This window comes from Microcoleus sp. bin38.metabat.b11b12b14.051 (assembly GCF_013299165.1).
Taxonomy (GTDB): domain Bacteria; phylum Cyanobacteriota; class Cyanobacteriia; order Cyanobacteriales; family Microcoleaceae; genus Microcoleus.
In genome coordinates this window covers 236,260-249,066 of sequence record NZ_JAAFKD010000005.1, presented here as the reverse complement: position 1 = coordinate 249,066, position 12,807 = coordinate 236,260, and the positions used below count along the sequence as shown (strand labels likewise).

Below are 12,807 nucleotides of genomic sequence, written 5' to 3'. Positions count from 1 at the left end.
CGACCCAATCCTATGGTTAATTTTTTCAAAGGTCTACTTTCCCCACGCCAGCCTGGAATCGGGATCGAAATAGCCTCAGACCGCATCAACATCATCCAGCTCGAAAAGAAAGCTCAGGCATTAAAATTAGGCCTCCTCGCCTCCATAGAAGTACCAGAAGACATGGTACAAGAAGGACAAATAGTCGATCCCCCCGGAATGGCAGAACTAATACGCGCCCTCCTGGCTGAAAACAAAATCAAAGCCAAGCGAGTAGCCACAGCCATTCCCGGCCGCGAAGCCGTGATCCGCCTGATTCCTGTTCCAGCAGAACTCAACGAAGAAGAGCTGCGGGATTACATGAATGCAGAAGCAGGACTTTATTTGCCGTTTCCTAGAGAAGACGCCGACGTAGACTATCAAAAAATAGGCTTATTTGTAGATGACGACGGCGTAGAAAAAGTACAAGTGGTATTAGTTGCAACTCGTAGAGAAGTTACCGATACCTACATCGAAACCTTCAGAGAAGCCGGATTGGATATAGATGTGCTAGAAGTAACCAGCTTTGCCCTCATCCGCACTCTCAAAGACCAACTGCAACAATTCTCCTCCCAAGAAGCAGCAGTCCTCACCGATATAGAATTTGACAGTACCGAGTTAGCTATAGTAGTGGACGGCATACCTCAGTTCAACCGTACCATCCCGATCGGCACTTACCAAATCCAGACCGCCCTCAACCAAGCCATGAATCTGCCGCCTACCAGAGACACCAGCGAACTGCAAGGCATGACCCTGCCAGTTACAGATACCATGGGCGCCTCCGGAGACACCAATCCCGGCACAAATGCCATGATTAAAGTATTGGGAGAACTAGCAGACGAACTGCGCCGCTCAGTAGACTTTTACCTCAACCAGAGCGAAGAACTCGAAGTAGCGCAACTGCTGCTAGCAGGCCCAGGAGCTGCGATCGGCAAACTCGACGAATTTTTTATGCAAAGATTAAGTTTGCCCGCATCACAAGTCGATCCCATCGACACCCTCGGACTCGAAATCACCCAAGAAATTACCCCAGAACAGCGAGCAGGTTTAGGAGTCGCCCTAGGTTTAGGACTGAGGGAGGTGCTGTAACCTATGACAGCTCTTTGGGTTGACAGTTGACAGCTTTGACAGTTGACAGTTGACAGTTGACAGTTGACAGCTTTGACAGTTGACAGTTGACAGTTGACAGTTGACAGTTGACAGCTTTGACAGCTTTGACAGTTGACAGTTGACAGTTGACAGTTGACAGTTGACAGTTGACAGTTGACAGTTGACAGTTGACAGCTACCTCTCCCGGTCAGGAAGAGGATTTGAGAAGTGAATAGTCTGCTTTTAATTTCTCCCTAAAACGGAGAGGATTTAAAACCAATTCTTTCTGGTAAAAAAACCGAGGTATAAGCAGTCACTTCCTTGAGTTGAAGGTCGAAAATTGTTTCTTTCTTCCCTAAATAAATCCTTCACTTGTGCCCGTCATCTGGTGCTCTGTCTAAAATCTAAAATTTCCAATTAAAATCTATAGCAACAGCCAAGATGGTTGGGATGTTCTCGCATTGCTGAAACAATGCAGTCAATTGCGCCTTCTTGAATCCTTCTTTTTACCTCGAACTCCGCCTGTGATGCCTTCTTGCTTCTGCCTTCTGCTATAAAATCGAGTGAAGCCATGTACAGCCTAGATATTAATTTTCTCAACGACCGTCCCGACTACAAACCCGCGGCCGCCAAAAGCTCACCTAAAAGAAGTTCCGGCGGCGCCAAAGACCAACTCCCCCTAATCGGAGCGCTGCTGTTTGCCTTCGGCCTCAACGCCGCCGTCATGGGTGCTTGGTGGTGGGCGACAAACGAAAATAGTGGCTTAGTCCAAGAACAAGCAAAAATCGACCAAGAACTGGCAAAGTTAAACACTCAAGCCAACGCCATCAAAGCGATAGACGCCGAAACCAACAAAATTACTGCCGAATACCAAGCATTAGCCGGAGTATTCGACCAAATTAAACCTTGGTCAGCGATGCTGCAAGACGTGAGTGCCCGCACTCCCGCCGGAGTCCAAATTGCCAAAATCGAGCAAATCGACCCCAGTCCCTCCCCTGTTGCAGCAGCACCCCCTCCGCCTGCTGCAACTCCCGCCGCGTCCCCCGGGGCGAGTCCGTCTCCCGGGGCGAGTCCCTCCCCAGCCAGCCCTACCCCAGTCGCTGCTCCCCCCCCTGTCGCGGCGCCCCAAACCGCAAAAGTACAAATTTCCGGCATCGCCAGTACCTTTGCTCAAGTTAACGACTTTATGCTGTTAGTCCAGCGCTCTCCTTTCTTCCTCAACACCGATACCAAACTGGTAGCGGCGACACTAAAAAACAACCCCGCACAATTGCAAGTCCGCAACCAAAATTCCACAGCAGCAGCAGAACTTCCCAAACTGCGGCCGGTAGTGGAATATAAAATTGAAACAACACTCAGCCCGACAGGGGCCTCGGAGCTGCTCCCGGAACTGCGGAGCAAGCAAGCAGACGGGTTGGCCATACGCATAGAAACACTTCAAGAAAAAGGAGTGCTACCAGCAAAAGGAGATGTGAAAAAACCATGACAGCATCAAATCAGTTTATTCCCGGCGGGGGACAAGCAGAAGAGGCAGGGACTCAGGAAATATTTGGCATTAAGCTGACACCCCAAGTCCAAGCCATAGGTATCGCAGTTCTCGGCCTGGGAGTTGCAGGGTACCTCGGCTACCAGTTCGTACTGCCAGAATTTCAAAAAGGCAGCGAAATCAAGCAAAAAATTACCGAAAGCAAGCAAACGCAAGTGCAATTGCAAGCTCAAATTACGAAAAAGGCAGAAGCAGAAGCCAAGCAAGAAGAAGCTAAACAGCGCCGGGCCAACGTGACGGCAATGTTTGCCAGCGACGCCAGCGCTACCACGCTGCTGCTTGACATGAACCAACTGGTGAACAGAATCAACGCCGGCGTGCAAAGTGACGACCTCAAGGCTAAAATTACTAAATTTGAACCGGATGTCGGGCAACAAGGAGCCGCGCCCGTCCCGGGAGCACCCGACCCGGATATTCTCAGCGATTCGTCCTTTGGCCCTTCCCTGGCTGGCAAGCTCAGGCGCAAAAAATTTAAGGTAGAGTTTGAAGGCAATTTCGCTCAAACCCGCAATTTTATGCGGAACTTGGAGTTGATGCAGTCGCTGTTGGTAGTGAGGAATTTGAAATCTGAATTGCTAACACCAAGTCAGTCAATTGAAGTGGATTTTCTGAAAGGGAAAATCATCCCTGTGGAGCAGCCGCAAACGAAAATTAAAACAGCTTTTGAATTGCACGCGCTGCTGCCCTTAAAGCAAGAAGAAAAACTGCCAACTCCGGCTCCAACTCCGGCTCCAACTCCGGCTAAGTAGCAGGGTTGTGGCGGATATTAGCTAGCATTCTAAAGTTGCTGTTTCAGCAGAAGGTGGAAGGGAGCATCTCTTTTTTTGTCAAGAGTCATTGGTCAAGAGTCATTGGGCATTGGGCATTGGGCATTGGGCATTGGGCATTGGGCATTGGGCATTGGGCATTGGTCATTGGGCATTGGGCATTGGGCATTGGGCATTGGGCATTGGTTATTAGTCATTGAGCATTAGTGATTGAGCATTAGTGATTAGTGATTGGTCATTGGGCATTGGTCAGGGAGCATCAAAACTCCCAAAAAAAAGTATGTACGACTTGTGAGCTTCCTTGAAGAGCTCTACAAATGCCAAACAAAGATGTTCCCAGGTGGAAGCTCGAAGATTGAAGATTAAAAGGTAAAGTTCAAAAAAATATGAAAGTCAGAAAAATAATAGTTATTCTGGCTATCTAAGATGAGAATTTGTACCAATTGCTTTATAACTTCTTGATTCAAAAAAAATCTGAATTGGGAATATTTCAGTCAGTAAAAAATGCTGACAAAAAACGCGGAATCACAAATAGAAAAGTGTAATTGAGGAGAGAATGTGAAACAGCATCTACGGTTAAGTGGAGGACTCTTGTGCAGTGTTGCCGGAGTTCTAGTCGCCCAAGGGCCCGTCTGGGCTGCACCGACTCAGGTCACAGGAGTGCAGGTAAGTCAAGCCAATAATGGCGTAAGTATTGTGCTAGCTACCGAAAAGGGCGATCGCCCGCAAGTTTTCGGCATCAACAGCGGCAATACCTACCAAGCCACAATTACTAACACCCAGCTCCGCCTGCGCCAAGGCAGCAGCTTCCGGCAAGACAACCCAGCCCCCGGTATTTCTTCGGTAGAAATCACTCAGGTAGAGGCCAACAGCATCCGCGTTGTGGTGGCAGGCACCAGCGGAGTTCCCAGCGGACAAGTTGTCCCCGGACAAGGCCAAAGCATTGTCCTCAGCGTTGCGGGACAGGGCGGTACAGTGCAGTCAACCCAAGCTGCACAGCCTGGTTTGACTGCGCTCAATCAAGCCCAAGCTGCACCCCCGCCGCCGGGACTGCCGCTGAGCCCATCAACTCCTCGGCCGGCCCCGCAAATCCGCACCTCACAAACTCCGGGGGTACTGCTGCCAAATCCCCAAGTTACTGTTACTAGGGACGATCGCCCGCCCCTCCCCAGCGAAATACAATCTCAGAACAATCAAGCTGCCCCTTTCCAGCCGCGGGCTGTAGCGCCGCCGTTGGGAGATATCGCCGTATCTAACATCGCGCCTGCTGGGGCAAGTATCGAACTGAGCTCGGGAGAACGCATCCCCCGCTTGGTGCTGCGAGATGCTCCAGTCCGCGACGTGTTAGCTCTGCTGGCCCGGGCTGCGGGATTGAACATTGCTTTTACGGGCGGTGGAGCCCCCGGTCAACCGGGCCAGCCGCCGGCTGCTCCTGGAGCAGCAGCAGGCTCTGATGAAGGGCCGAAGATTTCCTTGGACATCGAAAATGAGTCGGTGCAAGATGTTTTTAACTACGTGCTGCGGATTAGCGGATTGCAAGCAAACCGCGTCGGGCGCACGATTTTTGTGGGGACTAATTTGCCTCTGGACTCGCGCAACATCATTGTTCGCACTTTGCGGCTCAATCAAGTGCGATCGACCGATGCAGCTAACTTTTTGAGCGCTCAAGGTGCGGAAACTCAACTGCCGATTACTCGGGTGACTATCCAAACCGTAGGCCAGGGAAATGCCGCGCGGGATGTGGAAATTCGGGAACCTGACATTAAGGCGATCGGTGCCAAGGACGGCAACGGGCCCCTATTGCTGAGGGGACTGTCGGTGCTGGCAGATTCTCGGCTCAATTCCATCACTTTGGTGGGCGACCCCCGCAAAGTTGATATTGCCGTAGCTTTCTTGACTCAGCTAGATTTACGCCGCCGTCAAGTGGCTGTCAACGTCAAGGTGATCGATGTCAACTTGTTGGGAAACAACAGAAGTAGCAGCAGTTTCTCTTTCGGAATTAATAACAATTTCTTTGTCAATGATGGGGGAGTAGCAAGTCTCAATTTCGGCGGCATCAATCCTCCAGCAAGGGGGTTTGGCAGCGACCCCGGCATCACTGGCCGGCCGATCGTCCCCAACCCCATACCAAGTGCCGTGGCTCCTTTCTACGATCCGAGGGGCAATTTAATTAACGTTCCCCTCACAGGAAATGGTGGCGGGTTGTTCGTCCAGCCGATCGCCCCGATTACTAATGACCCCACGCGAGTCGGGATTAGCGATTACACCCCGTTTAACCCTACAACCCCAAATTCTGCGGGAGCTGCGACTTTCGCCTTGTTCCCATTCTTCCAATATCCGAGGAGGTTCCTCTCAGCGTTGCAGGCAACTATTGAAACCCGGAATGCCAAAATCTTGACCGATCCGACTCTGGTGGTTCAAGAAGGAGAAACGGCGAATGTGAATATTACTGATGAGGTAATCAGTAACGTCACGTCGCAAACGCAGACTACCGGAAATACCAGCACCACAACAGTGACTGCTGTTAAGGATCGGGCAGGTTTGCAGTTAGGGGTGGCAGTTGACCGGGTTGACGATAATGGCTTTGTCTCTCTGCGGGTGAACCCGATTATCAGGACACCGGGCAACCCGCAACAATTGTCCACGGGCGCGAACATTAATACGATCACGCTGCTGGGAGAGCGCTCTTTGCAATCCGGGCTAATTCGCCTGCGGGACGGTCAAACTTTGATTGTGTCGGGGATTATCCGCGACGAAGAACGGATTGTAGCCAACAAGATTCCTATTTTGGGAGATTTGCCGATTATCGGTTCGCTGTTCAGGAGAACCGTTAAGGACAACCAGCGGGCGGAGTTGATTGTATTGCTGACTCCGCAGATTTTGGATGATAGCGATCGATCGAACTTCGGCTACCAAAACAGCATCAGTCCCGACGCCCGCCAACTGTTGCAGCGCAGTCAGCCGGTTCAGCCCAGACAGTAGGCCCCGGGCGAAGGAAGAGGGAAGAAGGAAGAAGGAAGAAGGAAGAAGGAAGAAGGAAGAAGGAAGAAGGAAGAAGGAAGAAGTGTCAACTTAATGCCAAAAGTAGTGCCTGTCTGCTGTCTGACGATTTGCTGAGTCTCGATCGCCCCTAACCCCCCTGGTGGGAGGGGGACAAGAGCGTATTTCGTCCCCCGACTATCCGGGGGATGCAAGGGGGATCGGGCCTCGGCTATAAACGACAGATACAAAGGTTTTTAGGCGATCGGTGACACAAATGGTTCGAGGTGCGAGGTGCGAGGGAATTTTTTATTTTACCCTTGACAATTCTGACTTTGTTCGTTTTAATTCACCTTCTTTCTCTCAGAAAGCAGAGGCAAGAAGAAAATAAACTTTTGTTTAACTCTTGACAAATGACATTTTATTCCTTCCATTTCTGCTTGTTTCCCCATTTCAAATCCACTCCCGGCTAAAAATCTTCTCTCCAGGTTGTATTTTTTTAAGAAAATTTGGGTATTAATTCTAAAAAGTTGGCAAGTTCCATATAAATTAAAGGTTCCACCGATCCATAACGACCGGCAAAACTTTAGAATAATGCAGTGAAAATTAGATGCTGTGGGGTTTTCAGCAATTAGAAACAAAAATTCCTTTTCTGACCAATTATCCTAGGGTAATTGGTATTCAGCAGGAGTTCTTAATTGGGAAGCGGGCTGGAGCAATAGGGAACTACCCCAACCTCCAAACCCAAACTCCAATGCAGTTGATAACTCGCAGCTAATAATTGAACTCAGTTTGACGTATTTTGCAAACCCAGAAGGAGTGCGCAATGAACAAAGGTGAATTGGTTGATGTAGTGGCAGAAAAGGCTAGTGTCACGAAAAAACAGGCAGATGCCGTGTTGAGTGCAGCCTTGGAAGCAATCATGGAAGCTGTCTCAGACGGCGATAAGGTGACACTGGTGGGTTTTGGATCGTTTGAGTCGCGGGAACGCAAAGCCCGCGAGGGTCGCAATCCCAAAACAGGCGACAAGATGGAAATCCCGGCAACTAAGGTTCCTGCATTTTCCGCAGGCAAGTTGTTTAAGGACAGAGTTGCACCGCCGAAAAACCCCCAATAACTGGCGAACTGAGTCTTGATTAGACCTGTACACGGTGGGAATTTAGCTTGGGCAGCCACACTGGCGGGCTGTCCTGCCTCTGCTATTCTCGATTTTTCTGCCAGTATCAGTCCTTTGGGCCCTCCTGAGTCGGCCCTGGCTGCGATTCAATCTCACTCGAGCAGTCTGACGGCTTACCCAGATCCGGATTATGGAGAGCTCAGGGCTGCTTTGGGTGAGGCTTTGAATGTTGACCCGGATTGGATTTTGCCGGGGAACGGTTCGGCAGAATTGTTGACTTGGGCGGCTTGGGATTTGTCGGAGCTGGAGGCGACTTATTTGGTAACTCCGGCTTTTGGCGATTACTGGCGGGCTCTGAAGGCTTTCGGCGCACAGGTGCTGGAATGTCCTTTGGAGCTTCAATCTTTGAAGGCGGAGCTTTTAAACGAGTTAGTAACGGATGATTTGTCAGTTTCTAACCGTTTATTGGTCTCTCCTTCCCTGAAAATCCCGGTTCCCCTTACTCTCGGTGCCGATCGAGGTTTGCTGCTCAACAACCCGCACAATCCGACGGGTTTGCTGTTCGCTAGGGAAGCGATTCGCCCTTATTTGGAGCATTTGGCTCTGGTGGTGGTAGATGAGGCCTTTATGGACTTTCTACCGCCTCAACAGCAGCAAAGTTCGATCGCTGCTGTTGAGGAGTTTCCGAATTTGGTGGTTTTACGATCGCTCACCAAATTCTATTCTCTGCCGGGACTGCGGATCGGATGTGCGATCGCCCGTCCCGATATCCTCCGCCGCTGGCAGTTGCGGCGCGATCCTTGGCCTGTAAATGCCTTGGCGGCGGCGGCGGCTGCCGCTGCGCTGCGAGATGCTGCTTTTGAGCGGCAAACTTGGGATTGGCTGCCTGTGGCTCGTCGGGAGCTGTTTGAAGGTTTGGCTGATTTACCGGGTTTGCAACCAATTGCCGGGGCGGCTAATTTCTTGTTAGTTGAGTCGTCGGTGTCGGTGACTGCGATCCAAAAAAGTCTGTTGCAAAAACACCGGATTTTGATTCGGGATTGTTTGAGTTTTCCTGAGTTGGGCGATCGATATTTTCGAGTAGCCGTGCGCGAGAGGGCCGACAATCTGCGGCTGATTTCTGGACTTGCCGATGTCTGCGCTCAGTTGTCAATGGCTTGATGTTGCTGGAGTGCGAGGATTTTGCTTGCATCCCAAGGGAGATGCTCGCACTCTTATAAATTATTTGGAATTAATATATTCTATTGGCACTGTTGAATGATTTTTTGAAGGAACTGCTCTCGTAGCGTTAGGCTTTCGCCGCGCGATAGCCCTAGGATACGAAGAAGGAGAAGAAAGAGAAGCAAGAGAAGAAACAAAATAAAGAAATACAAATATAAAAGTTCGCTGGTATTTTTAAACTGACAACTGTCAACTGTCAACTGTCAACTGTCAACTGTCAACTGTCAACTGTCAACTAACTGCCAACTGTCAACTGTCAACTGTCAACTGTCAACTGTCAACTGTCAACTGTCAACTGTCAACTGTCAACTGACTATTTATGCTTGATTATGATTTAGTAATTATTGGCGGTACAGCGGCTGGGCGCTATGCTGCTTTGACTGCTACTAATTTCCCGGCTCGCGTTGCTTTGGTGGAACCGCTGAGTCATTCGCAAGATTTGCCCGCGGAGGGGAAAGAGCCGATCGACTTTGGTTTGAGATACAGCCAAACTTTGAGGGAGGCTGCTCGTTTTGCTCATCAGCTCGGCCGCCCGCATTTGGGGGTGAGTTGGGGAGCGGGCCCGATCGAATTGCGGTTTGAGGGGGCTCGAAAGTGGGCTGAGGGTGTTGTTTCTAATTTGTCAGAAATTGATGCTCTCGGCGTTTTGGCTGCTCGCGGGGTTGATATTATTTTTGGTAACGGCGAGTTTGTTGTGGAACCGGATTTGGCTGTGATTGCGGGCGACAGGAAATTGCGATCGCGCGCTTATTTGCTAGCTTGTCCAACAATGCCTGCAATTCCCAATATTGAAGGACTTTCGTCTGTCGGCTTTTTTACTTCCGAAACAGTGGGGGAATTAGCAAAACTGCCACAGTTGCCGAAAAGTTTGGCTGTAATTGGTGCAGATCCCAGCGGTGTCGAAGTGGCTCAGACTTTTTCTCGGCTGGGATCTGCTGTGACTTTGGTGGTGAAAAGTTCGCACATTTTGGCGAAAGAAGACCGCGAGGCTGCTGGTTTGGTGCAAGCTGGAATGGAAGCTGAAGGCGTGCGGATTCTGACTGCGACTGAGGTGACTCAAGCTAGGGTGATTGAGGGTAAAAAGTGGATTCAAGCTGGGCCAAGGGCGATCGAAGCTGAGGAGATTTTTTTAGCTGCGGGGCGAGGCTACAATTTTGCAGCGTTAAATCTGGAAGCCGCTGGGGTGAAATTTAGCGATCGCGGGTTGATTTTAAATGAAAAGTTGCAAACAACTAATTCGCGCATTTATGCGATCGGCGATGTGGCTGGCGGCTATCCGTTCCCTCACATCGCTAATTGCGAAGCTGCGGTGGCTGTGAAAAATGCTTTATTTTTGCCGCTGTTTCACATAGATTATCGCGGGATTCCTTGGGCAATTTTTTCCGATCCGCAGTTGGCGAGGGTTGGGTTGACGGAAGCACAAGCAAGGCGCCGTTTTGGAGACGATTTGATTGTGGCTCGGGAACATTTCAAGAATGTTGAAAGAGCTCAAATGTCAGGAGAGACAACGGGTTTTTGTAAGATTGTCGGGCGGCGCAACGGGGACATTTTGGGAGCGACTATTGTGGGCCCGCAAGCTGCGGAGTTGATTCAGGCGATCGCCTTTGCGGTGCGTCACGGGATGAAGGTTGAGGCGATCGCAGAACTTCCTTATATTTGGTCTAGTTTTTCAGCAATTAACGGTCAAACTGCTGCTATTTGGGAGTCGCAGCGCTTCCAAAGCAATATTTTTCTCCAGAATTTATGGGAGAATTTGTTTCACTGGCGCAGGTATTGGAAGTAGAAAATGCGTAATGGGTAATTGGTAATTGGTCATATCGTGTGCGATCGATTAACCGCAGTAAGATAGGTTTGTAGTGCGGACTTTAGTCCGCAGCCGGAAAGCGGACTAAAGTCCGCACTACAAACCGTTTTTGTTATGGTAATAAATCTGACATCATATCATTGGTCATTGGTAATTGGTAAACAGAGATACATCATTTGTTAAAAGTTATAAATCTTAATCAAATTTAATCAAAAAGCCTTGATTTAGTTGCCGCTATGAAAGATAATAATCAAGGTCAAAAACTAAAACTTGTTGATACACGCTACTAACTACCCGAGGTCGGATTCATGGATTGCAAAACTGCTACTTTAGTTTACGAAACAGGAAATCCTCTAGAAAATATTCGCAAGATATTTCCCGAAGCTTGGCAATTTTTGACAGATCAGGCTGCGGCTTTTGTCACCGGGAAAAATGATGCTTTTGATGCGGAAATTAAAAAGTCGATCCTCTCCGTTGGCGTAGCCCCCGTAGGGGCGGGCTGCGCTAACGGCAAAACCCCTTTTCAGTTCAGAATTACTCACCGCGACGATACCGAACAATTGACAAAGGATATCTCTGAACTATTGGGCGATATCACTTCTCGGTTACTTTTAGAACAGCATTTTTCTCAAGTTGTCGGTCGTCCTCTTTATTTCAGCACAATTTGCTGTTCCAGTCACCTAACAGCCGATCGCGAATTGACATTGGATGAAGTTTTGCCAATTCAGCGGGCTGCTGTTAAGTTGCAATAGTTAAGCTGTTGTTCTAATTATTGCGGGCGAGAGTGCAACGCTGGATTTGACGATCGCGGGTACAATGCGATCGCACGCCATTCTCGCCCCTGAAAGGTTTCTCGCGACTGGGCCCACTTGCAGCGCTGCTAAACCACCAGTCAAAAATAATTCGCATCCGGGCCAACGCAGGTGTTTGTCTAATACTGGCAAACCTTTAACTATTTCAATGGGATGGGTTTCTAGCATTTCTTTGAACAAAGGCTCGGCTGCAATATCTAGTTTAGTGCCGGTTGCTAGCCAAATGCGATCGACAAATAACGTCTCCCCACCGCTGCAATCAACAGTCCATCTGTTATTTTCCCACCGCACGCCAACAACTTCGCACTCTTCATGAAATGTCAGCTTTTCGCTGTGGGACAACCTGCGTAACTGTGTCATAATTTCCGGTGTCATCGAGCCGCCATTGCGAGCTTGTTGAATAGCTTCCCAACGCTTGTGACAATCAGCTTCGGCGGCAAATCCTTTGAGATATTTTGGCCCCAACCAACCGGGTTCGGCATCAAATAGTTTTTCTTGGAAATAGCGCCTAGTCATTAACAGGACTTTGGCTCCTCTAGCAATTGCTCCTACTGCTAAATGTCCGCTGGTTAGTCCGCCGCCGACAATTAATATTTGTTCTCCTGACAATTGCAAATTCCGCAAATCTATTTGATGGGAGTGACGAATTCTTTCGGCGGGATGCTGTGTTTGAATTTGATTTACCCAGGCTGGTAAATGCGGTTTCCCACTACCGGCGGCGACAATTACTCGGCGGGCGATCGCACTTTTGCCATCTTCAAACCACAGGCGGAAACTGCCGGATTTGGGCTGAATGCGGGTGACTTTTGCTTTGATAACTCGATCGCCCAAATCCCACCGTTTAACTGTATCAGCGCAAAATTCCTCAAATAACCGACTTCCCGGCAAATCGTAGGGGGGAAACAATTCCGAGGAGCGATTTTCGGCAAATCTCCGCAATTCGTAAGGGTTGGGATCTGGGTGGTGCACTGCGGGCGATCGCAAATGCCCAATTTCTAAAGCTGCAAATTGCCTCCGCCACTCAGTCACCCATTCGCCGCTCGGATCGAATGCTAAAAGTTTATCCCGCAGGCTATTGCGTTTTTGCAATATGTGTGCTACTAGAGTTAGGGCGTGGGGCCCAGCGCCGATTAAAGCTAAATCAATTTGGGGCGGCGTGGCTGCTGATGTCGCTTGCATGGAGAATTGCTCATTTGCGAATGATAACAATTCTCATTATAGGTCTATCGAGTATTTCCGTTGACGGCGCTCCAAAATAGTAGCCGTAGGGTGCGTCGCCGAGCGACAATAATCAACAAAGAGCGACAATCGAGCGACGCACCTGTTCCATCACAGGATTATGTGAACAAACCGAACATTTTTGCTGTAGCAAGGTTTTTTGCCAATGGTATAAGGTGCGTCGCCGCTCGAAAAGTTGATTGAATGCGAGGGATTTTTAATGGCGACACACCCTA

At 49.5% G+C, this 12,807-nt stretch carries 10 protein-coding genes; 9 read left to right on the top strand and 1 reads right to left on the bottom strand.

Features of this window, described 5'->3' with window-relative positions:
- Nucleotides 1-12: 12 nt before the first annotated feature.
- The 9 genes from pilM to QZW47_RS08445 all read left to right on the top strand — a co-directional run bounded on the left by pilM (nt 13) and on the right by QZW47_RS08445 (nt 11,293).
- A complete protein-coding gene (gene pilM / locus QZW47_RS08485; protein WP_293126035.1) occupies nt 13-1,107 on the top strand; it encodes a type IV pilus assembly protein PilM in 1,095 nt (364 codons plus the stop codon).
- 571 nt (nt 1,108-1,678) lie between these two features.
- Nucleotides 1,679-2,593, top strand: coding sequence for a PilN domain-containing protein (locus QZW47_RS08480; protein WP_293126033.1), 915 nt, complete (start codon nt 1,679-1,681; stop codon nt 2,591-2,593).
- Nucleotides 2,590-3,402, top strand: coding sequence for a pilus assembly protein PilO (locus tag QZW47_RS08475; RefSeq protein WP_293126031.1), 813 nt, complete (start codon nt 2,590-2,592; stop codon nt 3,400-3,402). The genes QZW47_RS08480 and QZW47_RS08475 overlap by 4 nt, the downstream gene beginning before the upstream one ends.
- A 75-nt stretch (nt 3,403-3,477) precedes the next feature.
- Nucleotides 3,478-3,627, top strand: a complete 150-nt coding sequence (locus QZW47_RS08470; protein ID WP_293126029.1) for a hypothetical protein — start codon at nt 3,478-3,480, stop codon at nt 3,625-3,627.
- A 351-nt stretch (nt 3,628-3,978) separates the two neighbouring features.
- Complete coding sequence (locus QZW47_RS08465; RefSeq protein WP_293126027.1) at nt 3,979-6,402, top strand: type IV pilus secretin family protein; 2,424 nt, start codon at nt 3,979-3,981, stop codon at nt 6,400-6,402.
- A 799-nt stretch (nt 6,403-7,201) separates the two neighbouring features.
- The gene (locus QZW47_RS08460) at nt 7,202-7,516 is read left to right on the top strand and encodes an HU family DNA-binding protein (RefSeq protein WP_293126025.1); all 315 of its coding nucleotides are present in this window, start codon (nt 7,202-7,204) and stop codon (nt 7,514-7,516) included.
- Nucleotides 7,517-7,531: 15 nt separating this feature from the next.
- On the top strand, nt 7,532-8,677 hold the full coding sequence (cobD, locus tag QZW47_RS08455) for a threonine-phosphate decarboxylase CobD (RefSeq protein WP_293126023.1): 1,146 nt from the start codon (nt 7,532-7,534) through the stop codon (nt 8,675-8,677).
- A 379-nt stretch (nt 8,678-9,056) separates the two neighbouring features.
- Entirely contained in the window at nt 9,057-10,520 is a 1,464-nt protein-coding gene (locus tag QZW47_RS08450; RefSeq protein ID WP_293126021.1) for an NAD(P)/FAD-dependent oxidoreductase, read from the top strand.
- A gap of 329 nt (nt 10,521-10,849) precedes the next feature.
- Nucleotides 10,850-11,293, top strand: a complete 444-nt coding sequence (locus QZW47_RS08445) for a hypothetical protein (protein ID WP_293126019.1) — start codon at nt 10,850-10,852, stop codon at nt 11,291-11,293.
- On the opposite strand, the gene QZW47_RS08440 is transcribed toward QZW47_RS08445, so the two are convergent.
- Nucleotides 11,294-12,532 (bottom strand): FAD/NAD(P)-binding domain-containing protein, encoded by a 1,239-nt coding sequence (locus QZW47_RS08440; RefSeq protein ID WP_293126017.1) that lies wholly within the window; start codon nt 12,530-12,532, stop codon nt 11,294-11,296.
- Nucleotides 12,533-12,807 lie beyond the last annotated feature (275 nt).